Here is a 25511-nt window from a genome sequence, read left to right on the forward strand (position 1 = left end):
CCGGCGTTTGCTACATACGCCGGGTCTTTTATTTTTATACGGTGCCCCGCGAATGTTCAGACCGTTATCGATCTTTATCGGCACGCGCTATACCCGCGCCAAGCGCCGCAATCGCTTTGTTTCGTTCATTTCCATGACCTCGATGATCGGCCTCGCCCTGGGTGTGCTGGCGATGATCGTAGTGTTGTCGGTGATGAACGGCTTCCAGCGCGAAATGAGCTCGCGCATCCTCGGCATGGTGCCCCACGCCACTATCGTCGGTGTCAATCCGATCGACGATTGGCAGCCGGTGGCCGCCGCGGCGCTGAAAAACCCTGAAGTGACCGCTGCCGTGCCGTTTACCGAGATGGAAGGGATGCTGAGCCATAAAGGTTCGATGCAGCCGATCCAGATCAGCGGCGTCGACCCGGCCCAGGAAGGCAAGGTGTCCATCGTCGCCCAGCATATCGTCCAGGGGCGTCTCGATGCGTTGAAGCCGGGCGAGTTTGGCGTGGTGATCGGCGAAATCACCGCCCGACGTTTTCGCCTGAACGTTGGCGACAAAATCACCCTGATCGTGCCGGAAGTCAGCACGGCCCCCGGTGGCATCACCCCACGGATGCAGCGGCTGAATGTGGTGGGTGTGTTCAAGGTGGGCGCCGAGCTGGACGGCTCCATGGCGCTGATCCACCTGGCCGATGCCGCACAGATGCAGCATTGGCAGCCGAACCAGGTGCAAAGCGTGCGTCTGGCGGTGAAGGACTTGTACGCAGCGCCGAAGGTCTCCGGTGACATTGCTACCGGTCTTGGCGCGGCCTACAAGGCCGACGACTGGACCCACACCCAGGGCAGCCTGTTCAGTGCCATGAAAATGGAAAAAACCATGATCGGCTTGCTGCTGCTGATGATCGTCGCGGTGGCGGCGTTCAACATCATCGCCACCCTGATCATGGTGGTGAACGACAAAGGCGCGGACATCGCGATCCTGCGCACCATCGGCGCCACCCCGCGGCAGATCATGGCGATTTTCATGGTCCAGGGCACGGTGATCGGCGTTGTCGGTACGCTGATTGGCGGCGTGCTGGGGGTGGTCGCGGCGCTGAACGTCAGTGCGCTGGTGGGCTGGCTGGAACGGGTCAGTGGCCAGCACATCTTCAGTTCCGATGTGTACTTCGTCAGCAACCTGCCGTCGGAGCTGCAGCGTGGCGACGTGGTGCTGATCTGCTCGGCCGGGTTTATCCTGAGCTTCCTCGCCACGGTGTACCCGGCGTTGCGTGCGGCGAAGATCGAACCGGCGCAGGCGTTGCGGTATTCCTGAGAGACTGCAAAAGTGGGTTTGCGGGGCCTCTGCAAGCCCACTGGCAAGTGACGATTGCCTTTGTGGCGAGGGAGCTTGCTCCCGCTGGAGTGCGAAGCGCTCCTGATCCTGATCCAGGCCAAACGCTTTTGGGGCTGCTACGCAGCCCAGCGGGAGCAAGCTCCCTCGCCGCAGGGGTTGCGTCGGGCTCAATCCCCCTTCGGCAATTCGATCAGGAACCGCGTCCAGCCATCGGCCGATTCACAGCGAATCTGCCCGCCATGGGCGCGGATGATCGAGCGGGTGATGGCCAGTCCGAGGCCCGCGTGTTCGCTGCTGCCCTCCTGGCGGGCCGGGTCGGCGCGATAGAAGCGGTCGAACAGGCGCGGCAGCAAGTCCGCTGCAATCCCCTCGCCGCTGTTCTCCACGCTTATGCTCACCCTTTGAGACGCATCGACAATGCGCACCCGCACTTCGCCGTCAGCGGGGGTGAAGCGCAGCGCATTGTCCAGCAGGTTGGAGAGCGCCCGGCGCAACATGTTGCGGTCACCCTCGATGCGCCCATCGCCCTCGCGGCTCAGGCGTACGTTGGTGTCTTCGGCCAGCGGCGCGAAGAAGTCCAGCAGCACGTCCACCTCTTCGGCCAATCGCAGCGGTTCGCGATTGAGCGCCAGCAAGCCGTGGTCGGCCTTGGCCAGGTACAGCATGTCGTTGACCAGTTGCGCCATCCATTGCAGTTCTTCGAGATTGCTGTGCAACGCCTCGCGGTAATCCTCCAGGGGGCGTTCGCGGGTGAGGGTGACCTGGGTGTGGGTCAGCAGGTTCGACAGCGGTGTGCGCAATTCATGGGCGATGTCGGCAGAAAACGCTGAAAGCCGCTGAAACGCATCGTCGAGGCGTCCGAGCATGGCGTTGATGCTGTGGGCCAATTCCGCCAGTTCGGCGGGCATTTGCTCTTCGGGCAGTCGGGCGTTGAGTGAGCGGGCCGAGACACTGCCGGCAATGGCGCCCATGCGCCGCAAGGGGCGCAAGGCCCGCCGGGCGGCCCAGGCGCCCAGCAGGGCGGTGGCCAGGGCCGAGAGGCCGACGGTCAGCCAGATCAGGCGCTGCATGCGTTGCAGGAAGTGCTGGTGGTGGGTGATGTCCAGCAGCAGGGTCAGCTGCGGCGAATTGGCTCGATCGGGATACAGCGGCGCATTCAATACACGGTAATCAGTGTCGGCATCGCTGAGGGTCGACAGGCCGGGCCGCTCTGGCAATTGCGCTGGAATCCGGATCGAGCTGTCGTACCAGCGCACACCATCGCTGCCCTTGATGCGCAGCGCCAGGTCGGCCTGGCGGCTCAATTCATCTTCCAGGCGCGCCTGGGTCTGCTCAGCGTCGAGGTCTTGCAGGGCCCGGCGCAGGCCGATCAACTTGCCTTCGAGCAGTTGCTGGTCCAGTTCGATGAAGTGCGCCTCGCTGCCACGGCTGAACAACACCCCGGCGAACAATGACACCACGGCGGTGCAGGCGGCGAACAGCAGCGCCAGGCGGCTGCTCAGCGACAACCGCCTCACAGGCTGCGCTCTTCAAGCACATAACCCATGCCCCGCACGGTATGGATCAGTTTGCTGGGGAAGTCGTCGTCAATCTTGATTCGCAGGCGTCGTATCGCGACTTCGATGACGTTGGTGTCACTGTCGAAATTCATGTCCCAGACCTGGGACGCGATCAGCGATTTGGGTAGCACTTCGCCCTGGCGGCGCAGGAGCATTTCCAGCAAGGCGAATTCCTTGGCGGTGAGGTCGATGCGCCGGCCGCCGCGTTCGACACGACGGCGGATCAGGTCCAGGCGCAAGTCGGCCAGTTGCAGGCTGGTTTCCTGTTGCGTCGAACTGCCTCGACGCAACAGGCTGCGTACCCGCGCCAGCAACTCGGAAAAGGCAAAGGGCTTGACCAGGTAATCATCGGCGCCCAGCTCCAGGCCGTGTACGCGATCCTGTATCGCATCCCGCGCGGTGAGAAACAGCACCGGTGTCTCCAGCCCGGCGCCACGGACAGCTTGCAGGATCTGCCAGCCATCGCGGCCGGGCAACATCACGTCGAGGATCAGCAGGGCGTATTCACCGCTCAAGGCCAGTTGCTGGCCGGTGATGCCATCGGCCACCAGGTCGGCATTGAACCCGGCTTCACCCAGGCCCTGGCGCAGGTATTGGCCGGTTTTGGTTTGGTCTTCGACGATCAGCAGTTTCATGGGCAGCTCAGGGCATGGTTTGAACGTGGGCGTTATACCGCGGCGGCCGGGCTCGTGGCACAACCTGACAGAGTTGTAATGCAACTGTCAGTCAATTGGCAGCCGCACCGATCTAGAGTCTTGGGCAAGTTGAACCTTACCTTGTCGGAGTATGAACATGTTGATGGTAAACCGTCTGATCCTGGCCGCCTCCGCGTGGGTATTGAGTAGCTCGTTGTGGGCATCGCCCGGTGCGCACTTTGATTTCGGCCAGCCCGCACCGGCGGCCAAGGCCAGTCGCACCATCGAGGTGGTGATGGGCGACATGTCGTTCAATCCTGGCACGCTGGATATCAAGGCAGGCGAGACGGTGCGGTTTGTACTGATCAATAAAGGCCAGTTGTTGCACGAATTCAACCTCGGTAACGCCGCGATGCATGCCCAACACCAGCAGGAAATGCTCAAGATGCAACAGAGCGGCATGTTGACACCCACCGGGATGAAACCGGGAATGGACCATGCCTCGATGAATCCGGCCTCGATGGAGCACGGTGGTAAAGACGGCATGATGCGCCACGACGACGCTAACAGCGTGCTGGTTGAGCCGGGCAAGTCCGCCGAGCTGACCTGGGTTTTTGACAAGGCTACCCGGCTGGAATTTGCCTGCAATGTCCCCGGTCATTACCAGGCCGGGATGAAGGGCGACCTGACAGTCAGTCAGTAAGCACTCAAAGGCTGCGGCAAAGGCTGATAGAATCGGCTGATTCTTCAGTCAGGTTTCCGTCATGCATCCCGCAGCCGAACATTCGCCGCTGGGCAAATCCAGCGAATACATCGCCACGTACACGCCGTCACTGCTGTTCCCGATCCCGCGCACGGCGAAATGGGCGGAACTGGGCCTGACGGCCGAGACCCTGCCGTACAAGGGCGTGGATTTCTGGAACTGCTTCGAGCTGTCGTGGCTGCTGCCGTCCGGCAAGCCGGTGGTGGCCATCGGTGAATTCGCGATCCCGGCGGATTCGCCGAATATCATCGAGTCCAAATCCTTCAAGCTGTACCTCAACTCCTTGAACCAGACCCCGTTCGCCGATACCGCGAGCCTGGAAGCGACCCTGCGCCAGGACCTGTCGGCGGCTGCCGGCAAAGCAGTGGGCGTGCGGATCCGCAGCCTCAAGGACGTGGAGCGTGAAGGCATCGTGGCGTTGCCCGGTACGTGCATCGACGATTTGGACATCAGCGTCGACTCCTACGCGCACCCGCGCCCGGAGCTGCTGCGTTGCGATGCTTCGCGCATCGTCGAGCAAAGCCTGCACAGCCACTTGCTCAAGTCCAACTGCCCGGTGACCAGCCAGCCAGACTGGGGCAGCGTGGCGGTGGAATATCGCGGCGCGGCCCTGGACCCCGCCAGCCTGCTGGCCTACATCGTCAGCTTCCGCCAGCATTCGGATTTCCATGAGCAGTGCGTGGAGCGGATCTTTCTCGACCTGCAGCGCTTGCTCAAGCCGGAAAAGCTGACGGTGTACGCGCGGTATGTGCGTCGGGGCGGGTTGGATATCAACCCGTATCGCAGCACCGAAGACGTGCAACTGCCCAACCACCGCCTGGTCCGCCAATAAACGTTCCTTGTGAAAGTGAGCTCTTGTGGGAGCGAGCTTGCTCGCGATGAGTCCGGTACATTCGACATTGATGTCAGCTGACACACCGCTATCGCGAGCAAGCTCGCTCCCACAGGGAATGCGGTTCAGTTTTGTGAAACTAAAAAGCCCCGCTAGCGACAGCAGGGCTTTTTGCATTTAAAGGGTTCAGATCCCCATATTGCCCAACGCTTGCACGATGTTGCGCAAGGTCCCGGCAAGGGTGGGGTGTTCCACCTCGAAGCGTTCGACAGCCAGGTTCACATTGTCGGCGAGGTTGTTGTCCGGTGCTTTGGTTTCCAACTCAAGCTCAAGTTCGATCTTTTGCATCAGCGCGTGCAGGTCATCGCGCTCGACTTCGGAAAGCGGTGGATTCTGGTCCAATTGCTCGCGCAGTTTGTTGAGCTGTTCTTGCAATTCGCGGGCAGGCATTGGCGTACTCCCTTTATTGATAGGCACAGCCATGGACCGCGACAGTGTGTCAAAAGTCCGTGGCTTGCCTTAAGAGTAATCCACACTCACGCTCCCTGCATGATCCCGGTCATGGCTTCTCGCCTTTGAGTCGGCGCAGGCTGATGTCCGCCAGACAGGTGTCGAGTTCGCCCAGGTGATCGATCACCGAATGCACCCCCAGGCCGAACAATTGCACGGTGGCCTTGGCGCGCTTGGTTTCCCGTTCCTGTTGGCTCAGCGCCTGCCATTCGCCAGGCGCCAGGCCACACAGCGAGCCGCAGGACGCCAGGCCGATGGTCCACAAACCGGCGTTGAGCCCTGACTGCAACAACCGGGGTTCGCCACTGACCAACACGCAACCGTCCAGTTGCTGGACGTTCAGCGCCATCAGCGCCTGCCAGCAGGCATGTGGTGCTGGCCAAGGATTATTTGTTGCTGGAAGTTGCGGCGGTTTGATCCACGTCGGCAATGAGGCCGCCAAGGCATGACTGACGGCAGGCGGCAGTTCGTCGAGCCAGGCGCAGGGAATTTCCTGGCGCTGCAGGTGGTGCAAGCTCTCCAGGGCGCCCGGTGTTGGCTGCGCATGCTCGACTGGCGCTGCCCCTGGTTGACGGATGCGTGCACCGAAATCCACCAGGCATCCGCTCAGGCCAAACAGTACGGCGGTCAGGCTGGGGGCGAGGAGGGGCAGGGCTTCGGCGCGGGGCATGGGAACGTCCTTGAAATAACCTGCAGCCTAAAGGGCCTCGATGACAGTCCGGTGACAGTGAAATGAAGGGTGCCAGTCGTGGAAACGTCCTACGGCCTACTTGTTTTTTCGGTGCTGCCTATCCACGCGTTCCGTCTTATACTAGCCACCTTACCGCCTGGGCTCGGCGCCCTTGCCTGATTAATCCAAGGAGTTTTCCCCTATGCGCTGGAGCCATCGTCTAGCTCAGCTGTGTTTGTCAGCCAGCGTCGTGCTGGTTCCGTTCGCCGCCCAGGCCGCCACGGAAGAAGATCCTTGGGAAAGCATCAACCGTCCGATCTTTACCTTCAACGACACCATTGATACCTACGCGCTCAAGCCACTGGCCCAGGGTTATCAATACGTGACGCCGCAGTTCCTCGAAGACGGCATTCACAACATGTTCCGCAACATCGGTGACGTGGGCAACCTGGCCAACAACGTGCTGCAGGCCAAGCCGGCCGCTGCCGGGGTCGACACCGCCCGGTTGATCTTCAACACCACCTTCGGCCTGCTGGGCTTTTTCGATGTGGGCACCCAGATGGGCCTGCAGCGCAGCGATGAAGATTTTGGCCAGACCCTGGGCTACTGGGGACTGGGCAGCGGGCCATATGTAATGCTGCCGCTGCTGGGGCCAAGCACCCTGCGTGACGCGCCGGCCAAGCTGGTCGATGACTACACCGCCCCGTATCGTTATATCGATAACGTCTCGGTGCGTAACTCCATTCGAGGCCTGAACGTCGTCGACACCCGCGCCAGCCTGTTGTCGGCCGAGAAGATGGTGAGCGGCGACAAGTATGTCTTCATCCGCAACGCCTACCTGCAAAACCGCGAATTCAAGGTCAAGGATGGCCAGGTCGAAGACGATTTTTAATTCCGACCTGTAAAACCACGAAGGCGGCCCACAAGGCCGCCTTCTGTGCTTTTGGCGTCGTGTTTGAGCGGGTTTCATCCTTCCATTGAGTTACGCTTCGCTCGGTTCTTATAACTCTCTGTACTTTGACAAATAAAGACGGCAAGCGGCTATCTGCCTGAGCTTGAAACGCCCCGCGGATGGGAGTACCGTCTGCGCCTTAGAAGGGCACCTCTGATGTAGTTGTGTGTAGGGCAAAGGCCTGAAACCGGTACGACAGAGAGGCTAGAAAGCGAATCCAGTAGTGCGTGCAAGGCCAGACGGCCCAGCCCGCTACGCCAACCTAATTCTGGCGCCGTTTGCCCACATGCCAAAAACCAGTGCCACGCTGCTGATAATCGATGATGACGAAGTGGTGCGAGCCAGTCTCGCAGCCTACTTGGAAGACAGTGGTTTCAGCGTCCTGCAGGCCAGCAATGGCCAACAGGGTCTTCAGGTATTCGAGCAAGACAAGCCCGACCTGGTCATCTGCGACCTGCGCATGCCGCAGATGGGCGGACTCGAACTCATTCGCCAGGTCACCGAGATTTCCTCGCAGACTCCGGTGATCGTGGTTTCGGGCGCGGGCGTGATGAACGACGCGGTCGAGGCGTTGCGCCTGGGCGCGGCGGATTACCTGATCAAGCCCCTTGAAGACCTTGCGGTGCTCGAGCACTCGGTGCGCCGGGCCTTGGACCGTTCGCGCCTGTTGGTCGAAAACCAGCGCTACCGCGAGAAGCTGGAAACCGCCAACCGCGAGCTGGAAGCCAGCCTGAACCTGTTGCAGGAAGACCAGAACGCCGGGCGTCAGGTGCAGATGAACATGCTGCCGGTCAGCCCCTGGACCGTCGACGATTTCCGTTTTGCCCACCAGATCATCCCGTCGTTGTACCTGTCGGGCGATTTCGTGGACTATTTCCGGGTCGACGAGCGGCGAGTGGCGTTCTACCTGGCGGACGTTTCCGGCCATGGCGCTTCTTCGGCATTCGTCACGGTGCTGTTGAAGTTCATGACCACGCGCCTGTTGTTCGAATCCAAGCGCAACGGCACGCTGCCAGAGTTCAAGCCTTCTGAAGTCCTTGGGCATATCAACCGAGGCCTGATCAGTTGTAAGCTGGGCAAACACGTCACAATGGTCGGTGGAGTCATCGACGAGGAGACTGGTTTGTTGACCTATAGCATCGGCGGTCACCTGCCTTTGCCTGTGTTGTATACGCCAGACAGTGTGCGTTACCTGGAGGGGCGTGGTTTGCCGGTGGGCCTGTTCAACGAGGCCACCTACGAAGACCACGTACTGGAATTGCCGCCGACATTCAGCCTGACGCTGATGTCTGATGGCATTTTGGACCTTTTGACAGAACCTACACTCAAAGAGAAAGAAGCGGCCTTGCCTGAACGGGTGAGTGCAGCGGGCGGCAGCCTGGAAGGCTTGCGTCAAGTGTTTGGATTAGCCACGCTCGGGGAGATGCCGGATGATATCGCCCTGTTAGTGTTGAGCAGGAACCTTTGATGAGTACCGGTAGAATCCAGTTCGCCGAGCAGGACGGCACCTTTGTCCTGAAGTTTGTCGGTGAAGTGCGCCTGACCCTGTGTTCGGCGCTGGATGCGACTATTGAGCGGATCTTCACCTCGCTGAACTTCAGCGCCATCGTGATCGACCTGACCGAAACCCGCAGCATCGACAGCACCACATTGGGCCTGCTGGCCAAACTGTCGATCCTGTCGCGGCAGAAGGTCGGCCTGCTGCCGACAGTCGTCACCACCCACAACGACATTACCCGTCTGCTGCAATCGATGGGCTTCGACCAGGTGTTCAACATCGTGGGCGACCCTGTGCCGTGCCCGGAATGCCTGGACGACCTGCCTGACCAGGACCAGTCCGAAGAAGAAGTGCGGATCAAGGTGCTCGAAGCCCACAAGATCCTGATGGGGCTCAACGACTCCAATCGTGAAGCCTTCCATGACCTGGTGAATGCGCTGGAAGGGCCTTGACCCCTGGGTTTTGCTTAGGCAGACCGGCCCCATCGTCGGAACGCCGCCCGGAGCAAGCTCGCTCCCACATTGGAATGCATCACCTGTGGGAGCGAGCTTGCTCGCGATAGCGTCTATCGATCCGCCACATCCCTCAGGCCAAGCCGCACAAAAAAGGGCGAACCCACCAAGGTTCGCCCTTTTTGCATACCTTGTGAATCAGCTCAAAGCTTGGCTTGCAGCAACGCCTCCAGCTTCTCCTGGTCCCGGGCAAACTGACGAATACCTTCCGCCAGTTTCTCGGTCGCCATGGCGTCCTCGTTGGACAACCAGCGGAACTGCGTTTCATTGAGGATCAAGCGCGCTTCCCCGGCTTGCCCTGGCGCCAGCTTGCGCTCCAGCTTGCCTTCGTCGGCGGCCAGTTTTTCCAGCAGGTCCGGGCTGACGGTCAGGCGGTCGCAGCCGGCCAGTTGCTCGATCTGGTTGAGGTTGCGGAAGCTCGCGCCCATGACCACGGTCTTGTAGTCATTGGCCTTGTAGTAGTTGTAGATGCGCGTCACCGACTGCACGCCCGGATCATCAGCGCCGGTGTAGTCGTTGCCATTGGCTTTCTTGTACCAGTCGTAGATACGGCCCACGAACGGCGAAATCAGGAACACCCCGGCATCGGCGCAGGCGGCAGCCTGGGCGAAGGAGAACAGCAGGGTCAGGTTGCACTGGATGCCTTCACGCTCCAGCTGCTCGGCGGCACGAATGCCTTCCCAGGTGGAAGCGATCTTGATCAGCACGCGCTCGCGGCCAATGCCGGCCTTGTCGTACAGATCGATCAGGCGATGCGCACGCTTGAGCATGGCCTCGGTGTCGAACGACAGGCGCGCGTCCACTTCAGTGGAGATACGCCCAGGGATCACTTTCAGAATTTCTTGCCCGACCGCCACGGCAAAACGGTCGCTGGCCAGGCCCACATCGCCCTTGCAGTCCGCCACGCAGGCGTTCAGCTGCTCGGCATAACCTTGAATGGCCGAGGCCTTGAGCAGCAGGGAAGGGTTGGTGGTAGCGTCCACGGGTTTGACGCGGGCGATGGCCTCGAAGTCGCCGGTATCGGCCACAACGGTGGTGAACTGTTTGAGTTGTTCCAGCTTGGAAGTCATGAGCGTGCTCTGTCCTATGGGTCCGTTGACATTACCCGAGGGCCGGCAGCCACTCAAGGGCGTGAAGGGGTATCGACGGGCCCCAGCGGCAACAACCTGAAAACGGCTGTTTGAAAGGCCGGGGCGGTATCGGTAGATACGATGCCAAAACAGCGCGCAGGTTCAAAGCAAGTGACGGTTAACGCCCTTCCAGCAGTTGCCCCGCCTGATCCAGCAGCGCCAATGGATCCTTGGTTTTGTGAATGTCCACCGACAACAACTGCCGAAACCGCCGCGCCCCCGGGAACCCGGTGCCCAGGCCCAACACGTGACGAGTGATGTGATGCATCGCCCCGCCAGCGGCCAGGTGATCGGCGATATAAGGCCGCAACTGCGCCAAAGCCTCGGCCCGGGTGATGATCGGCGCGGTGCTGCCGAACAGCTGCTGATCGACTTCAGCCAGCAGATACGGGTTGTGATAAGCCTCGCGCCCCAGCATCACACCGTCGAAGGTCTGCAAATGCTCGTGGCACGCCTCCAGCGTCTTGATCCCGCCGTTGAGCACAATCTCCAACTCCGGAAAATCCGCCTTCAACCGCGCAGCCACGTCATAACGCAGTGGCGGGATGTCGCGATTCTCCTTCGGCGACAACCCCTCCAGGATCGCAATCCGCGCATGCACGGTAAAACTCGTGCAACCGGCCTCACGCACCGTCCCGACAAACTCACACAACTGCTCGTAACTGTCCCGCCCATTGATCCCGATGCGATGCTTGACCGTCACCGGAATCGACACCGCATCGCGCATGGCCTTCACACAGTCAGCCACCAACCCCGGATGCCCCATCAGGCAGGCGCCGATCATGTTGTTCTGCACCCGGTCGCTGGGGCAGCCGACGTTGAGGTTGACCTCGTCGTAACCGTGCTCCTGGGCCATACGGGCACAGGCGGCCAGGTCGGCTGGGACGCTGCCGCCCAGTTGCAGGGCTAGCGGGTGTTCGGATGGGTGGTGGCGCAGGAAGCGTTCGTGGTCACCGTTGAGTAGGGCGCCGGTGGTGACCATTTCGGTGTAGAGCAGGGCGTGTTTGGAGAGGATGCGTAGGAAGAAGCGACAGTGGGCGTCGGTCCAATCCATCATGGGGGCCACGCTGAAGCGCCGGGACGGCTCAGGCCGCGTATTCTCTAGCTTTGAGCCTGTTTTTGCAGTGTTTGTATTCAACGCGTTTCGTACCGATTTTCGGGGGTTTTGGGGCGTTTTTACCAAGCGGTTGGTACAATGTACCAACCGAATCAGTACGTGTACCAATTCTCATGGCAACGATCAGATTACGCAAAAAGGCCGACGGCACCATCAGCTACACAGCTCAGATCCGCATCAACCGCGACAAGGTAACAGTCTACCAAGAGAGCCAGACCTTCGCCCGGAAACAGGCGGCGCAGGCCTGGGCGCGCAAGCGAGAATCCGAACTGGATGAACCAGGTGCAATTGAGCGAGCGAACCGCAAAGGCGTCACGCTCAAAGAGATGATTGACCAGTACCTGATCGAGGTCGAGAAAGCCCGGCCGCTGGGCAAGACGAAACGAGCAACCCTCACCGCCATTGGCGAAACGTACATGGGCAAGCTGGACGATACGCAGGTCAACACGCAGTGCCTGGTCGATTACGCGCTATGGCGGATGAGCCCCGAGGGGGGAGGCGTCCAGCCGCAGACCGCCGGCAACGACTTGGCCCACCTCGGGGCGGTGCTTTCCATAGGCAAGGACGCCTGGGGTTACCAGCTTGATCCTCTGGCGATGGGGGGCGCACGGCGCGTACTGCGCAAGCTCGGCTACAACTTGAAGAGCCGCGAGCGTGACCGGCGGCCCACGCTGGACGAGCTGGGCGAGCTCATGAAGCATTACCAGGACATGCAGGCCCGGCGTCGAAGCATCATCAACATGATGAAAGTGGTGGGCTTCGCGCTGTTTTCGACGCGCCGTCTCGACGAAATCACCCGGATTCGCTGGGACGACCTCGACGAGCCCGGCCAGCGCGTGTTGGTTCGCGACATGAAGAACCCAGGCCAGAAGATCGGCAACGACGTGTGGTGTTACCTGCCAGACGAGGCCTGGAAGATCCTCCAGACTATGCCCCGTGCCGGGGAGGATATTTTTCCCTACAGCCCTGAATCAATCTCCACGTCCTGGGCGAAGGCCTGCAAGCTCTTGAATATCCAAGATCTGCACTTCCATGACCTCAGGCACGAAGGTGTAAGCCGTCTGTTCGAAATGGACTGGGATATTCCCCGGGTGTCGAGCGTTTCAGGACACAGGGATTGGAATTCGCTGAGGCGCTACACCCACCTACGTGGCAAGGGTGATCGCTATGTGAAGTGGGAGTGGTACGAAGAGATATTGAGGGCGCCCGTCCAACTGGGCGCCGCATCAATGAAGTGGCTCAAACGGCGTGTTTTAACCCGTTGAGCTGGTTGTTCTCCTTAACCGCGGCTGCGCGCTGTAAATCGAGATACGCGGCCAGGTCGGTGATATGGATCCCCTTGGCTGACTTCTGGCTGCGTTCCAGGCGGGTGATGGGGATCTTGATCTGCCCGCTCATCACCTTGCGTTGAAACATGTCAGGCGTCAGGTGCGTGAAGTAGTCCCGGCAGACCTGCTCCAGCGAGATAATCGCCTGGCCGTCGTACTGGGCCATCAGGATAAAGGCTGTGTTCATGATGTCCCTCACATCCGAAACGATTGATGAATGAGCGTCGGCCGGGCGGCACGTCCTGCCGGTTGTGCAACTTCAGCCTGGATTTCGCAAACGAACCGATGCCGCTTTCGGTTGTGCGCAGTCAACGTCTCGGTCAGACGTGGCACGACTTCGGCGCATTGCTCGTAGGCGGAAGGACCGTTCCAACTATCAGCCCTTACCACCTGGCAATCCGTACGGGTCGCATCCGCGCACAGGTAAAGCAAAAGGTATACGGTCATGGTGCATTCCTCGCGCCGCAGTTCGGGCAGTCGTCGAAGCGCTGGCGCTCGCTCAGGAAGCGCCCGCAGCCGTCGCAGTTAGTGAGATTGCTGTATGTCCTTGTGCGCTGGACCTTGATCTTGGGCAACCGCAGGCCGGCCTCCCGGAGCGCCTGTTTGTGATCGAGCAACGAAGCCCGCACAACCGGGCGCGAACGAGCGGCAATGTAGCCGCAAGGCCAGAGATCAAATCCTTGCGACCGGTAATTAAATGCATCCTCGCCGCCGGGGTGTATTGCGTCTTCCAGATTGGCCGTCGGACCAGCCCCCCCTAGCCAGACCAGATCGTTTCCATCCCAGTCGCGTGCATATGCCACATAGAAACGGCCGTCCGTGTTGCGGTTGGCCTCAGCTTCGGAGCGGGTGAGGTATTGGCAATCAACTCCCGTTTCTGACCGAGACCGCGTGTAGCTCACGGGCAACGGTAGGTCGGTTTGTCTGCTCTCGTACTGCTTCACTGCACGTTCCCACGTGAACTGCTCTGCCTCATTGAGATTCGAGGTGTAGCCGCCACCGTTGCGCCAAAACGTGGCTCGGCTACCGACGTTACTGCGGCTGTCCTGCAAGAAAAAGAGGTCAGACATGACCAACCTCCTGCTGAGCCACGCTCAGTGCAACCGCCACCGGCCGCACCCAAATCGATACATTGCTGAGCATGAACGTCTCCCCAGCCTCGGCGAGCAGCAGCGTCATACCGAACACATCGGCCATCGCCTTCGCCGCAGCCCGTGGCACCGCATTGCCGATGCGCTCCCGGTGAAGGCCGTCGTTGACGCCGTCCAGCTGGAAGAAACGCGCTTGCTCGATCTTGCGAACACGCTGCATCAAACGGATTTCATGCGCGGTCTGCGGATCTGCTGACCAGTGCTCCTCGGGATCGAACAGCGATTGCAGCGCGGCCAGCTCCAGCGTGGTGAAGGGGCGGTGCCAGGTGCCGTCGAGGCTGGTGATCATGCAGGTCAGCCGGTCGTTGGGCGCCGGCATACGCTGGTCCGCAACCGACCACCGACCGTTGTCGTGGCAGGCACTGGCGGAAACAGCGCCTGCCGGATCCTTCCAGTTGACTACCCCGTAATGACCACCGGTCAAATAGGCATCGCCCTTGGTGCGGAACATGCCCGGGCGCGGATCTGCGATGGATAGGGCTCCGCTGGCAACCTGTTGTGAGCCGGTCACAGTCCTGGCGTTGTCATCCCAGGGGGTGATGCGCAACTTTTGCGAGCTGGCCCCTGGGTGCCAGTTCTTATAGGCAGGGTCCGCCACGGCAAAAGCGCCTTGCCCGGTGGTGCTGCCGGCGATGACGGTACCGGCCGGCTTGCTGTAGTCGGTCACCAGGTACTTCCCGAATCCCTTGGAGGGTTGCCGAGGGTCGGCCACGGCCTGGCCTCCAGAGCTTGGCCCGTGCCCTGCGGTGACGGTGCCGGCGGCGTGGTCGTTGTGAACCACGCGGAACACGTTGTTGTGCCGCTCGCCGCTCATACGCGGGTCTGCAACGCTGAACGTCCCTTGCCCAGGGCTTCGTTGGCCTGTGACAACGCCACAGTGGCGGTCGTAGGGCAGCACGCCGTATTGGGTGTATTCGAATTTGCTCGCCGGCCGTGGGTCCGCTACTGAGAACTTTCCATTGGTAGGGCTCGACCGGCCGGCAACGGTACCGGCGGTGTCCTGCCATTCATGTACACCGAGATAACCGGCGCGGTACTCCGGCACGATTACAAAATCGCGCAGGTGGCCGTCCTCGATCGCGAACCGACTCAGGCTGCGCCAATCCTTACCGGCCTCAACCAGGGCCAGGCGTACCCATGTCTTCCACTGCAACGCCGGAACCCGATGCATCGGTCCAGCCTGCTCCACGTCACCTGCCAGTGGCATACGGCACAGCACGTCTCCCACGGCCCGCAGGCTGCGTTTTTCCGGTTCGTACAGGAATGCCGGTACCTTTTCGACGTGCCTGGCGACCAACAGAAAACGCTTACGGCTTTGGGCCAATCCGCCGATTTCGCCACAGTCATGGGTGGTCTCGGCCACGGCGTAGCCGTAGTGGCGCAGCAGCTTGTTGATCTGGTCTAGCAAATGCCGCCCACGGGTTGCCAGGCGCGGTACGTTTTCGAACACGATCAGCGACACGGGGTTGTGCTTCCAGGCCTCACACATCAGCCAGACACAACGCAGAGTTAGTTCGTTGAGCGCCTGATATTTCGGCGTCTGGCTCATGGTTTCCGACAGCAAGCCCGATGCGCCTTTGCAAGGGCTGCTGATGAACACGGCGTCAGGGTCTTCATTGCCGGCGGCGCGGCGAAGATCCTCGGCGGTGGTCTCTTTCCAACCGGCGGGCGGCTGCTGCCCATGGAAGGCGATGTACTGCTGCCGGGTGAACAAATCCATGAGCGTGCCAGGTACGCCGGTCATCATCTGGAAGTCACGCAACCCGGCCGGGTCAACGTCAACGCCTCCCAGGCAGCGCCATTCTGCTTGGATTGGACCAAGGGTGGGCTTGGAGTCGCTGAAGCCAGCGGCACCGCTGCCAAGGCCGCAGCAGAGGTGGAAATGGGTGAAGGTGCGCTTAAGCATCGTCGCGCCCCCCCAACAAGGCTTTGGTGAGTGCATTGGGTTCGCCTTCACGGCTGAGCTTGTTGAGTGGCTGCAAGCTCTGGCCGTGGCGTGATTCCACCAGCGCGACCTGGTCTTCAATCGCCTTGATGGTGCCCTTGCGCACGCTGAATTCAACACTGCGCGCCATGGTCCTGGCGACGACAAAGGAAACATCGTCGCCGACTTTCAAAGGGTTCGTGCTAGCCTCTACGGCGCTGCTGCTTGGGTTCTGTGCTTGCATGGTGCTGCTCCTTAGTGGTGGTAGGTGTCGGGGAGTTGGCGCTCCTCGACACCATCTTTCAGGCCGTTGTGGCCTGGTCTTGCTTGATGATCGCTATGACTTCGTCCCGGTCCTTCGCATAAGCGAAAGGCAGCTCACCGCCTGGGCGAGTGATGGGGTAACGCGCTTCTGGCAACCGGCACTCGGCCACGGTGTAGCCGCTGTCGGTAACCCAGCAGTTCTGCTGCACTTGCCCGTCTCGGTTGCGTTTCGGTGCCCACTTCATGCCCAAGCCCTGATCAGTTCTGCCCATATGGCGTCGCCGTTGGGGAAGTAGGTGTGCACCTCCTGTTCCGGTGAGAAATCCAGTTGCAGAACGGCCAGGCAGTCGTCGAACAACGCTGTGTCCAGGCCGCGCAGGCTTGTCAGCACGAATGGGTAGTCGTGGCCGTTGTAGAGCCCGACCAGGAAACGGCCGATAACGGCGCTCTGGCCTGTACCGCGCAGGGCGACAGGGACCAGACGGTTCAGTGCCTCGATACCGGCCTTGCGGATGGCGGGGCGCTTTGCTTCGAATTCCTGTAACTGCTGGAACCAATTGGTCTGTTGTTTTTGAGGCGCCGTGTTCATGCGAACTCTCCTGTTGTTGCGGTGGTTAAACGCCCTGGAAAACCCAGCAGCGGATGGTTTTCGGTTTGTCGAAAGCGTCCAGCAAGCGCGCCGAGTTAACGGGCTTGTTCGATTCCAGAAATTTGGGTGACTTGCTGGTCTTGAGCAGGCGTTTCAGGTCGCTGAGCGCGGGCACCTGCTGCCGCTTGTTGGCGGCCATCTCGACGAATTCGTTGAGGTTCACGGCGATCAGCCCATCCCGACGCGCATGGTTGAGCGCGCCTTTCTCATCCAGGCCATTGAGGAACTCGTACAGGTCCCAAAACTCGCGCACGGTCGGGTGGTCGGCGTTGATTGCCTGCTGTCGCTCCAAGGCCATGCGGCTGACCTCAGCGTGCGCGAGAGCTTTGCGGCGTTCGCCCAGGGGCACGACTTCTGCCAATGCATCCACCAGGCTGCGCAGTTGGGCGTGGTTCTTGGCGATACGCACGGTGCGCACGCCGGGCTGGGCCAGCAGCTCCTGCTCGTAGCGGGAGGTGTTTTCCTCCATCAGGCGCATGGTGTTGGCTTCGCGTTGCAGGGCCTTGACCAGGAAGCCGCTGATGTTTTCCATCGGCATGCGTTCCAGTTGCTCGGCGAACTGCTTGGTTTCCGGCGTGTGGTGCTCCCGCGTCAGGTGGACATGGCAAAGTCGCTGCAGGATGGGTTCCGAGGCGTTCACCGGGTTGTTCTGTGCGATCAACAGGGCGGCGCGGAACGGCGGCTCATGGGTGTCGTTGCCATTGTTCTTCACGCCGGTGGAGCGAACGCTACGGCCGTTATAGGCGGTTTTCAGTTCGTCCCAATCGAAGTGCTTAACCGGCTGGCCATCCTTCTGTTCACGCTCCGACTCGATCAGTACCACCGGTAAGTTACTGACCTGCGAGAAATTTCGCGCACGGCTCGCGGCTGTCGCTTTGGAAGGGTCGAAACCCTCGTAGTCAGTGCGTCCGACCAGTTTCCACAGCAGCTCGATCAATGTGGTTTTGCCTGAACCGGCTTCACCTACCAGCTCAAGAAACATCAGGGACTTGTGGATCTGCCGGATCTGCTCAGCGTGCAAGGCGCCCAGCCACCAGGCCAGCACCACCAGGCCCTGTACGCCAAAGCAGCTCCAAAAAATGTCGAACCAACCCTCGTTATAGGCATTGAGGTCAGTATTGATGTGCAGCACCGGCGACTGGCTCTGCGACTTGATGCTCAGCTTGCCGAGGTCGAAGAAGTCTTCCTTGTTGCGCTTTTGTATCGTCCCGCCGAAGAAAGCCAGATCGTTGAAAACATAGGCACCGTGCTCGCGGCTGTAGCCGATCCATTCGATGGTGTTCACGGTTTTCAGGCAATCGAGCTGGGGCGCCAGGATCCGTTTCAGTTGTTGGGCGCTACCCTCGAACATCGCGCCATTGGAGACGTTGAGCAGGCGATTCGCGAATTCAGGCGCAGAGGTGAGCTGCTTGGCCGTGAACGTACTTTTGATGACAGCCCCTTGCGGGCGCTCGATGCGGAAGTAGTACCAGGCCTCGTCGGTCAGGTCGTTGCGCATGTAATACAGCGCCTGGAAATTGCAGTTGGCGATGCTGGTGACCGAGCCCGACTGACGTAACGCCTTGTAGCGCCGCTGTTCATCCGTGAGCAACTGATCCTCATGCCGGTCCGAACTCTCAAGGTCACCCATGGCACGGTCGTACCGTTCAAGGTCCAGCCGAAACCAGTACAGGCGCTTGCGGAATGAAAAATGGAATTCCTTGCGCTCGTCACGCAGGTAGATGAGAAAACCCTTTTCCTCGGCGGAATCAGCCAGCAGCAAGTCCCCGTGGTGCAGGGCTTCGTCGAAGTCTCGCTCGATCTGCTCGGCGCGTTTGTCGTCGCCCTCAATCGACTTCCACCGTAGGTGAAGGTCGTTCCAGTCCACTTTTTTGCCGTTGGGCTGCGGAATCACTGCCGCTTTGCAGGTAAATCCCAGGTCGCGGGCCTCCTTTGCCCAGCGGCGCATGTTGGCCTTTGCGACTGGCTCGTTATCAAGCGCCCAGACAAGGCGTGGCAGGCGCTTGTCAGCGTCATGGCGAAGTTTGAACAAGGCCTTGAGCGAGTCGGTCGGGCAGGGTGCGCTGGACATCATCGACACGGCCGAGGTGTCGTTATGCAGCAGTGCGATGGCGTCGAAGATGCCCTCGGTGATCCAGAGTTCATCGACGTTCAACAGGTCCACGCTTGGCGGGCACCACCAGACGCCCTTGTAACCTGGCTGGCCTTCGCCAGTTGGACGGAAGCGGGCTTTCATCTTGCCGAATCGGTCAGGTCGGTCTATCAGGCGCTCCCAGTAGCCGCCTTTTTCCAGGGGGAAACGCACCGTGGCACTGCCGATGTTCAGCCGGCTATCCCAGTAGTGCTCCTGGGTGAACCAACCGGCGATCAACTCGAATTTGAAGCCCCGCGCAAACTCAAGGTAGGCGCGTGCCGTGGCAACCGGGTTATCTGGCGTTGACGGTGCGGTCTTGCTCCAGTCGTTGAACAAGTCGTCGTAGACGTCCTTGACGTGGACGCGGTGGCCGCATTTTTCCGGCCGCCCACAGATCAGCGTCCAGGGCGAATCGTAGAAGGTGTACAGGGTCTTCTGGCCGCAGCTTGGCGCAGGGCATACACCCTTGCGCATGTAGTTGGTGCCGGGCATGTGCTTGAGCTGGTAGTCCCGCTCAATGCGTTGGATGACGTCGGCTCGCAGCCTTTGTTCCATTTCCATCGTGGCTTACTTCGCTTCGTCGAGACTGTGTTTAATGGCGCCAATCAGGCGTTTTTGCGCGGACATCACCGGGAAGGCCGCGAGCAACGAGCCATGCCGCAAACCCTCGGGGATCCTGCGAAAGCGGTCGTCGTACCAATGCTCGTTGAACTGCTGGGCGTACTGGCTTCGTAGCGCTTGGAGCAGCGCTTCGGCCTCTTCGCGGGGCAGTTTTGCGGTGATGGCGACGTCGATTTGCATGGTCCACCTCGGATTTCGGGCAAAGCTCACCCAAACCCACGGGATGCGGGGCAGGGCGGGTTGTTTAAACGGGGTTTACTGAGGGTGTTGCTTCAGCGCGTCATCGCGCTGGGCGAGCAGGGTCTGCGGCAGCAGCCTTGCCGGAACCGGGTACCGAAGGTCGGCCCGGGTATCGATCAGGTGGACGACAGTGCTGCCTGGGCTGTTGCCCCAGTCCACGCCGATCCACTTGCGCTGGTTGATGACCTGTAATTCGGTCCAGGCGTTGTGCACCAGCTTCTGCGCCATGAACACCGGCACTTCCAACGCGGTGGTCATGTGCCGAACGCAGTTTTCGTACAGCAGGTCAGAGTCCACCAGATGTTGCGCTTCGTGCCGTTGCAGGTAGGCGAACGCCACCCGTTGCATGCTGCTGCGGTAGTCGTGGTCAAGCTCTTCATGGTTCATTGCGCACACTCCATTTCCATTTGGTCGAGCAGGTCGGGTTGATCGTTGGCGGACTTCATCGCGGCACGGCGCAGGGCAATGTCGGCGATGGGCAACTTGACGGAGGGGTTAGCCATACCGCTGGGGCTCATTTCATGAGTCATTTCGAACTCAGCCCGCACCGACCAACCGCAGGCCTCGTTGGTGCATTGGAGGTAGGCCACCCGCAGGAAGATGTGCGTGCCTTCGCTGGTGCGGATACGCATGCGGCCGAGGCAGTGAGGGCAGACAAGTTTGTAGGTGCTCACCCAGCGAACCCCCGACCGTGCAGTTGAATGGTCGCCAGCACTTCGGCGTAGCGGGCTGACATGTACTTCATCAGGGCGGAAACAATGACTTCGGCCTCACCCTGCTCAATGACACCGTCGTCCAGGGCCTGGGCAATGATCTGGTCAACCAACCCACGCTTGGCGGCAGCTCTTACGGAGCGGTTGTACAGCTCGACGTTATCCAGCGTTCCAGGCACCGCGACGGGCACAAACATGCCGCCATACATGCCGGTAATGTAATCCGCGAGATATGACGTACCCGCAACTTGCTCGAGGCGATGGATATGTTCATCGCTCAGTGGCCGGCTGCCGGCGTTCTCATAGGCCTGGTTATCAAACTTCTTGATCGGCATCCCAAGGTCAGCTGCGGCGTAATGCCGGCCCCCGGGGTAAGCGGCAATGACGGCGCTGACTACGTCTTTGCGGTTGGCTAGAACTGAGCGTTTCATCTTCTGGTTTCCTACCTGAGCCAACGGGCCTAATTTGTGACGACGCCGTCTTTGATACCGAGCAACACCGCAGCACGGTGGGACTCGCCCCGCAGACATTTCTTCTGTCCGTTCAACACGGCGTACACCGTTGACGGGGTCAAGTTGTGCTGGTCGGCCCAGTCTTTGGCAGAGAGGCCTTGATGCGCGAGTCGCTCACGTGCCTTTCGGCAAGCTTGCTCCGTGGGGTATGCGTTCGGCATAGTCTCGTTTCGTGTGATTTCGTGTGATGACAGGCGGAGTATTTCCCATGTTTGTGGGAATGTCAAATCGTCGTGGAGACGTTTGTGGGAATTGGTGATCGCCTAAAACAAGAGCGCGAGCGCTTGGGCTTCAATCAGACCGAGTTCGCGGCGAAGGCTGGCGCCTCGAAAAACAGTCAGTACAACTATGAGAAGGGCGAGCGCAGCCCGGATGCCAGTTACCTGGCAGCAGTTGCTGAACAAGGGGTGGATGTCCTCTATGTGGTGACCGGCCAGCGCTCATCTATGGGCGAAAGCCAGCTGTCCAACGACGACTTGGAAATCGTGATGCACGTGCGCAGTCTGGGCGATGAGGACAAAGGCGCGGTGATGCGCCTACTTAGGGCTTTTACAGTGAAAAAATAAGGAGTTGTGGCATGAAAAGGATGACGATATCGGTAGTGGCGCTGGCAATGCTCGCTTCGGGTGTGTGTGGTGCCCAGGAGAAAAGTCAGAGGGTTTCGAGCAAAGACTACGGAGACGCTTGGCCGTTTACGGTCGATAACGTTGACCTGCTTTGCTTTGGACCGTCGCCCAAGGCGTTGGCCCGGACGTCGGATGGGACCGTCTACGCATTGAGCGGGAGTGCACGGAGTCAGGCAAAAGATCGCGGTTGGTCGGACGGCCAGGACATCACCAAACCCAATCCAACGATGCCATCCATCAAGATGGACTACAGCGATATCGTGCAACGTGCTCAGGCGCTCTGCGGCGGGGCGTAATTTGCAATAAAATTTTTTCCGATGGGCTGGTGACACACCGAAACATGCTGAGAATGACGCACTCCCCGGGTGCTTTGGTTGGTGCCGATGTTGGTGCCGGGCGCCCGACGTGTTGAATGGAGTGACACATGTCAGTGATGAAAGAGGTAGAAATCAACTTTCCCGAGGTAATCGAGTTGCCTGGGCTTGATGAGCGCGAGCGGATGATTGTGCAGCTCTTCAGGCAGCTCGATGAAGTGCAACAGCTAGATATATTACGGTTTCTGAACGTTTTATTAGGTGCTCGGTGAATAGGGCCCGGTGCTACGCCGGGCGTCATTGAACTCAGCATTGGTTTTAGATGTAGAGTTTTTCTGTTATTGGCTGTGCCGGGCTCAACGCTGTACTGAGTTTCCTACTGACGATTCTAAAAGGGGCGGATAATGGTAGATGCTACTGAAATATGGGCTGATGATCTTATGGATCGGCAGCCAAGCGCGAAATTCTTGACGTCCTATATGCTCGCAAATCCCCATGTTAAAGTATTGAATGTGAATTCCCCTTGGGGTGCAGGAAAATCGTTTTTCTTGAATTGTTGGAAAAATGAGCTGGATAACGATTACGTATGTGTTTTTTTTAACGCTTGGGAAACTGATTATACAGCTGAGCCCCTTATTGCGTTGATCACTTGCATTGAACAGCAGACAAAAGACAACTTGGATCTAACTCTTCATGATGCAGGTAGGACCGCAGTCAATGCGGCCGCTTCAATTGTTAAGAAAGCCGCCCCGTTGATTGCTAAAGGATTAGTGAAGAAATATATCGGAGTAGAACTCAAGGAGCTGCTGGGAGAGGAGGGCGATCAAGAAGGTGCGGATTTTGCAAGCGATGTTGTCAGCACGCTTATCGCTGATCAAGCCAAAACTTTACAGCACGTTGATGAATTCAAAAAAGCAATAATTGAGAGGTTTTCTCAGGCTGCGGATAACAAAGGCTTGAAAAAACCTGCCTTTATATTTATTGATGAACTAGATCGTTGTCGTCCGACATATGCGATAGAGTTGCTTGAGCGTATTAAGCACTTTTTCGAGCTGGAAAATTGTCGTTTCATTATTGCCTCGGACTCGCGGCAATTAGCTCACTCTATACGTGCGGTTTATGGGCAAGGCTTTTCATCTGAAAGGTATCTGAATAGGTTTTTTGATGCTGAGTTTAATTTAAATAATGCGGATATATATAGTTTGGTTCACCAAAGTCTTCCGAAAATTTCCTCGGTTGAGTTGGGTTTGAACGTTATGGGGAAGGTTGTAGGTAATTATTTTCCCGGAGACTCTGAGTGTGTTTATCCCAAAAAAGATACTGTGGTTAGTTATATTCAGGGTTTCACTGAAAATGCGATAATTATGGTCGGTTTGTGCAAGTATTTTAAGGTCGAGCTTCGGGAGTTGATGAATTATACTAGGCAAATTAAAAGTGCTTGTGACTCTATTCAAGGGTCGGTGCATTTTTTTTGGTTAGCGTATCTGGTGTTTTTCAAAGCCTCAAAATCCGAATTTTATTCGGATCTATGGGTGTCTGGAAAGTCACGACAGGCGATAGCTGCTTATGATGAAAAAGAAGCGGATCCTGTTACTTTTTCTTTTACAACAGAGTTAGCAACTGTGAGTCACTTAGCGACATACTATTTGGCTTTGTTGGAGTCTGATCATCAAAGTCGTAGTAGCATGGCGCAAAGTGTAAGCTCGTGGAGGTCGCCGGTTTACTTTGCGTTGTCTAGGGAGAGCGAAATCTTAAAATTACAAAGCTACAAGGATGTCGTGGAGTTGGCGCACAGACTGAGCTAGTTAATAGGTGGTGCAGGTCGTCATGGCGTTAGGGTGTGACCTGCATCCGCTTCCACTCCCGATCCACCGCCCGCTTGGCTGTTTTCTCGCTTGCGTACAACCACCGCAACCGCTTCGGCTTGCTCTGATCCCCAGCCGTCACAGTCTTTTCCTTCCCTGTTTTCTTGTCGCGGTAGTACGCGATGATCCCTGTGTAATCCCCTTTGTTTTCCTCCGCCAACCCCTCAACCGTATCCTCGGGCAACTTGCTCTCCAGCTCCAGGCTGACGGTGTATCCGTTATCCGGGCTGAGGGTGTGCTGCACGTTACCGCCGTACCAGATGATCTCGTCAATTTCCGGCTTAACGCCCTGGAGCGTGTAGGTCAGTTCGGGAATGAGGTCAGGCCGACCCCGGGCGAGGGTGTAGCTGAGCGTCGCGCTGCCACGTTGCAGGCGATTGAATTCCGCCCGGGCTGCGCGCAGGGCGGACTGGCGGTCGCTGAAGGTGTGGCGTAGGTCTTTGAGGTTTTCACCACCGCCGGCGATAGCCTTCTGTTTCTTCGCGCTGTTCACGTCATAGAAATAGGCGCGCACACCGTCGTAGCTGTCGCGGTCAGCTTGCAGGTAGCGGTGTTGGTCTCCATCGGCGCGGTTGAGGGTGATATGCGGCAGCTCGGCGCCGGTGGCCGTCTTGCCGCCGCCCGCCGGCAGGCATAGCAGGCAGCCGGCCTTGACGGTGACCACCGCGTCGAACTCTTCCCCCACGCGGCTGATCAGGTTGGCATCGGACTCGTTGGCCTGGTCCAGCTGAAGGATGGGCAATCCGTCCAGGGCGCCGGCAATGGTGGCGGTGAGGCCGTTGCCCAGGGCGATGTCGCCCAGGACGTCGCCGAGGGTGGTGTTGCTCCAGCTGCGTTCGCGCTTGGTCTTCAGGCCTTTGCGAAGGTCTGCTGAGCGGGCGCGGATGCTCAACACATCCGGAGCGCCGCTGTGTTCGGTTTCATCGACGGTGTAGGTGCCTTTGTCCACCAGGCCGGTGTCGCTCCAACCCAGCCACAGCCGGATGGTCGCGCCTTTGGGCGGGATCGCCAGCAGCCCGTCGTGGTCGCTGAGGGTGATGCTGAGCTGGTCGGCCTCGATACCGCGATTGTCGGTCAGCTCCAGGCTCATCAGCCGTGGGCTGATCAACTTGGCGATGTCGTTGCCATCGACCGTGATACGAAACGCCGGCACCGGGTAGGCCGCATCGCGGCGGTAGCGCTCGACCAGGTCTTCGACGTAGCCGGTAACCTTGGACAGGGCTGCATCAATCACAGCAGTGCCCTCAAGATGTTGACGCCTGCGCTAGTACCGGCGCCGAGTAGATCGATCCGGTCGTCATCGATGCGCTTGAGGTTGACCGTGAATTCAATGCGCCGAGGCGTACCGTCACGGAAGAACAGCGTTTTGGTTTCGCTCAGACCATCGATAATCCACAGGCCGTAGATCCGGCCGCTGCCTTCGACCATCGGCCAGGCCTTGCCGGTGTTCGCCATCAGGCGCAGGGCGTCGAGGCTAAGGGCGCTGCCGGCCAGCTCCGGCAGGATGACGCCGGGTAGGGTGATGGTATCGTCGCCGCGCCCGACAAACTGCCGAGCCGGAGCGGCACCGACACGGCTGTTGCTCGCATGTCGCCACTCGGTTTGGCGTTGCAGCTCCTGGTAAGCGGCGGTGGACAGGCTGAACACGAACATACCCAAGGCAAGCATCATGGT

Annotated in this window: 32 protein-coding genes; 11 read left to right on the forward strand and 21 right to left on the reverse strand. The window is 59.4% G+C overall.

The annotated features are described in order from the left end of the window. Positions 1-52: 52 nt before the first annotated feature. Complete coding sequence (locus tag LOY50_RS09510) at positions 53-1297, forward strand: lipoprotein-releasing ABC transporter permease subunit (RefSeq protein ID WP_253472958.1); 1245 nt, start codon at positions 53-55, stop codon at positions 1295-1297. Between the two features lie 188 nt (positions 1298-1485). Here the strand turns inward: LOY50_RS09510 and LOY50_RS09515 are convergent, their stop codons facing one another. Continuing rightward, positions 1486-2835 (reverse strand): heavy metal sensor histidine kinase, encoded by a 1350-nt coding sequence (locus LOY50_RS09515; RefSeq protein WP_253472962.1) that lies wholly within the window; start codon positions 2833-2835, stop codon positions 1486-1488. Continuing rightward, a complete protein-coding gene (locus LOY50_RS09520) occupies positions 2832-3512 on the reverse strand; it encodes a heavy metal response regulator transcription factor (protein WP_253472965.1) in 681 nt (226 codons plus the stop codon). Before LOY50_RS09520 ends, LOY50_RS09515 begins: the two co-directional genes overlap by 4 nt. Positions 3513-3669: 157 nt before the next feature. Between LOY50_RS09520 and LOY50_RS09525 the strand changes: the two genes are divergently transcribed. Then, complete coding sequence (locus LOY50_RS09525) at positions 3670-4215, forward strand: plastocyanin/azurin family copper-binding protein (RefSeq protein ID WP_253472968.1); 546 nt, start codon at positions 3670-3672, stop codon at positions 4213-4215. 61 nt (positions 4216-4276) lie between these two features. Further along, positions 4277-5107, forward strand: a complete 831-nt coding sequence (queF, locus tag LOY50_RS09530; RefSeq protein WP_013692631.1) for an NADPH-dependent 7-cyano-7-deazaguanine reductase QueF — start codon at positions 4277-4279, stop codon at positions 5105-5107. A gap of 186 nt (positions 5108-5293) precedes the next feature. On the opposite strand, the gene LOY50_RS09535 is transcribed toward queF, so the two are convergent. Then, complete coding sequence (locus LOY50_RS09535; RefSeq protein WP_214508918.1) at positions 5294-5557, reverse strand: DUF4404 family protein; 264 nt, start codon at positions 5555-5557, stop codon at positions 5294-5296. Positions 5558-5666: 109 nt separating this feature from the next. Further along, the gene (locus LOY50_RS09540) at positions 5667-6287 is read right to left on the reverse strand and encodes an HAD family phosphatase (protein WP_214508919.1); all 621 of its coding nucleotides are present in this window, start codon (positions 6285-6287) and stop codon (positions 5667-5669) included. A 202-nt stretch (positions 6288-6489) separates the two neighbouring features. Here LOY50_RS09540 and LOY50_RS09545 point away from each other — a divergent pair, with 202 nt between their 5' ends. The 3 genes from LOY50_RS09545 to rssC all read left to right on the forward strand — a co-directional run bounded on the left by LOY50_RS09545 (position 6490) and on the right by rssC (position 9189). Then, the gene (locus LOY50_RS09545) at positions 6490-7179 is read left to right on the forward strand and encodes a VacJ family lipoprotein (RefSeq protein WP_092344347.1); all 690 of its coding nucleotides are present in this window, start codon (positions 6490-6492) and stop codon (positions 7177-7179) included. 346 nt (positions 7180-7525) lie between these two features. Next, positions 7526-8707 (forward strand): two-component system response regulator RssB, encoded by a 1182-nt coding sequence (gene rssB / locus LOY50_RS09550; protein WP_053120765.1) that lies wholly within the window; start codon positions 7526-7528, stop codon positions 8705-8707. Next, positions 8707-9189, forward strand: a complete 483-nt coding sequence (gene rssC / locus LOY50_RS09555) for an anti-sigma factor antagonist RssC (protein WP_018609990.1) — start codon at positions 8707-8709, stop codon at positions 9187-9189. Before rssB ends, rssC begins: the two co-directional genes overlap by 1 nt. Before the next feature lie 203 nt (positions 9190-9392). On the opposite strand, the gene tal is transcribed toward rssC, so the two are convergent. Together tal and dusA are read right to left on the reverse strand one after the other, a co-directional pair. Beyond that, positions 9393-10319: a transaldolase gene (gene tal, locus LOY50_RS09560; RefSeq protein ID WP_214508920.1), complete on the reverse strand. Its 927-nt coding sequence runs from the start codon at positions 10317-10319 to the stop codon at positions 9393-9395. 178 nt (positions 10320-10497) lie between these two features. Then, on the reverse strand, positions 10498-11517 hold the full coding sequence (gene dusA / locus LOY50_RS09565) for a tRNA dihydrouridine(20/20a) synthase DusA (RefSeq protein WP_258690706.1): 1020 nt from the start codon (positions 11515-11517) through the stop codon (positions 10498-10500). 92 nt (positions 11518-11609) lie between these two features. Between dusA and LOY50_RS09570 the strand changes: the two genes are divergently transcribed. Continuing rightward, a complete protein-coding gene (locus tag LOY50_RS09570; RefSeq protein WP_258690707.1) occupies positions 11610-12761 on the forward strand; it encodes a site-specific integrase in 1152 nt (383 codons plus the stop codon). Here the strand turns inward: LOY50_RS09570 and LOY50_RS09575 are convergent. The 13 genes from LOY50_RS09575 to LOY50_RS09635 all read right to left on the reverse strand — a co-directional run bounded on the left by LOY50_RS09575 (position 12736) and on the right by LOY50_RS09635 (position 21193). Next, on the reverse strand, positions 12736-13011 hold the full coding sequence (locus tag LOY50_RS09575; protein ID WP_003183360.1) for a pyocin activator PrtN family protein: 276 nt from the start codon (positions 13009-13011) through the stop codon (positions 12736-12738). The two genes, LOY50_RS09570 and LOY50_RS09575, sit on opposite strands and share 26 nt — an antisense overlap. A gap of 8 nt (positions 13012-13019) precedes the next feature. Further along, entirely contained in the window at positions 13020-13271 is a 252-nt protein-coding gene (locus tag LOY50_RS09580) for a hypothetical protein (RefSeq protein ID WP_258690708.1), read from the reverse strand. After that, positions 13268-13894 (reverse strand): hypothetical protein, encoded by a 627-nt coding sequence (locus LOY50_RS09585; protein ID WP_258690709.1) that lies wholly within the window; start codon positions 13892-13894, stop codon positions 13268-13270. Before LOY50_RS09585 ends, LOY50_RS09580 begins: the two co-directional genes overlap by 4 nt. Further along, positions 13887-15881: a DNA cytosine methyltransferase gene (locus LOY50_RS09590; RefSeq protein WP_258690710.1), complete on the reverse strand. Its 1995-nt coding sequence runs from the start codon at positions 15879-15881 to the stop codon at positions 13887-13889. The genes LOY50_RS09585 and LOY50_RS09590 overlap by 8 nt, the downstream gene beginning before the upstream one ends. Next, complete coding sequence (locus LOY50_RS09595) at positions 15874-16143, reverse strand: hypothetical protein (protein WP_258690711.1); 270 nt, start codon at positions 16141-16143, stop codon at positions 15874-15876. Before LOY50_RS09595 ends, LOY50_RS09590 begins: the two co-directional genes overlap by 8 nt. Positions 16144-16201: 58 nt before the next feature. Continuing rightward, complete coding sequence (locus tag LOY50_RS09600) at positions 16202-16408, reverse strand: hypothetical protein (RefSeq protein WP_258690712.1); 207 nt, start codon at positions 16406-16408, stop codon at positions 16202-16204. Next, the gene (locus LOY50_RS09605; RefSeq protein WP_258690713.1) at positions 16405-16752 is read right to left on the reverse strand and encodes a hypothetical protein; all 348 of its coding nucleotides are present in this window, start codon (positions 16750-16752) and stop codon (positions 16405-16407) included. Before LOY50_RS09605 ends, LOY50_RS09600 begins: the two co-directional genes overlap by 4 nt. 25 nt (positions 16753-16777) lie before the next feature. After that, positions 16778-19501 (reverse strand): toprim domain-containing protein, encoded by a 2724-nt coding sequence (locus LOY50_RS09610; RefSeq protein WP_258691218.1) that lies wholly within the window; start codon positions 19499-19501, stop codon positions 16778-16780. A gap of 12 nt (positions 19502-19513) precedes the next feature. Next, the gene (locus LOY50_RS09615) at positions 19514-19747 is read right to left on the reverse strand and encodes a hypothetical protein (RefSeq protein ID WP_258690714.1); all 234 of its coding nucleotides are present in this window, start codon (positions 19745-19747) and stop codon (positions 19514-19516) included. A 75-nt stretch (positions 19748-19822) separates the two neighbouring features. Then, entirely contained in the window at positions 19823-20194 is a 372-nt protein-coding gene (locus LOY50_RS09620; protein WP_003199719.1) for a hypothetical protein, read from the reverse strand. Continuing rightward, entirely contained in the window at positions 20191-20481 is a 291-nt protein-coding gene (locus LOY50_RS09625) for an ogr/Delta-like zinc finger family protein (RefSeq protein WP_003183346.1), read from the reverse strand. The genes LOY50_RS09620 and LOY50_RS09625 overlap by 4 nt, the downstream gene beginning before the upstream one ends. Beyond that, positions 20478-20951: a YmfL family putative regulatory protein gene (locus LOY50_RS09630; RefSeq protein WP_003199723.1), complete on the reverse strand. Its 474-nt coding sequence runs from the start codon at positions 20949-20951 to the stop codon at positions 20478-20480. Before LOY50_RS09630 ends, LOY50_RS09625 begins: the two co-directional genes overlap by 4 nt. A gap of 29 nt (positions 20952-20980) precedes the next feature. Next, a complete protein-coding gene (locus LOY50_RS09635; RefSeq protein ID WP_027912655.1) occupies positions 20981-21193 on the reverse strand; it encodes a DNA-binding protein in 213 nt (70 codons plus the stop codon). An 84-nt stretch (positions 21194-21277) separates the two neighbouring features. On the opposite strand from LOY50_RS09635, the gene LOY50_RS09640 reads away from it, so the two are divergent. The 4 genes from LOY50_RS09640 to LOY50_RS09655 all read left to right on the forward strand — a co-directional run bounded on the left by LOY50_RS09640 (position 21278) and on the right by LOY50_RS09655 (position 23777). Then, positions 21278-21598, forward strand: coding sequence for a helix-turn-helix domain-containing protein (locus LOY50_RS09640; RefSeq protein ID WP_258690715.1), 321 nt, complete (start codon positions 21278-21280; stop codon positions 21596-21598). 11 nt (positions 21599-21609) lie between these two features. Continuing rightward, the gene (locus LOY50_RS09645; RefSeq protein WP_258690716.1) at positions 21610-21954 is read left to right on the forward strand and encodes a YebY family protein; all 345 of its coding nucleotides are present in this window, start codon (positions 21610-21612) and stop codon (positions 21952-21954) included. A gap of 128 nt (positions 21955-22082) precedes the next feature. After that, complete coding sequence (locus tag LOY50_RS09650) at positions 22083-22244, forward strand: hypothetical protein (RefSeq protein ID WP_155953896.1); 162 nt, start codon at positions 22083-22085, stop codon at positions 22242-22244. Positions 22245-22376: 132 nt separating this feature from the next. Next, positions 22377-23777, forward strand: coding sequence for a P-loop NTPase fold protein (locus LOY50_RS09655; RefSeq protein ID WP_050590470.1), 1401 nt, complete (start codon positions 22377-22379; stop codon positions 23775-23777). A gap of 28 nt (positions 23778-23805) precedes the next feature. Here the strand turns inward: LOY50_RS09655 and LOY50_RS09660 are convergent, their stop codons facing one another. Both LOY50_RS09660 and LOY50_RS09665 read right to left on the reverse strand, forming a co-directional pair. Then, a complete protein-coding gene (locus LOY50_RS09660; protein WP_258690717.1) occupies positions 23806-25071 on the reverse strand; it encodes a phage late control D family protein in 1266 nt (421 codons plus the stop codon). After that, positions 25068-25508 (reverse strand): phage tail protein, encoded by a 441-nt coding sequence (locus tag LOY50_RS09665; RefSeq protein WP_027912651.1) that lies wholly within the window; start codon positions 25506-25508, stop codon positions 25068-25070. The genes LOY50_RS09660 and LOY50_RS09665 overlap by 4 nt, the downstream gene beginning before the upstream one ends. Positions 25509-25511: the final 3 nt, after the last annotated feature.

Source organism: Pseudomonas sp. B21-010 (assembly GCF_024749325.1).
Taxonomy (GTDB): domain Bacteria; phylum Pseudomonadota; class Gammaproteobacteria; order Pseudomonadales; family Pseudomonadaceae; genus Aquipseudomonas; species Aquipseudomonas kilonensis.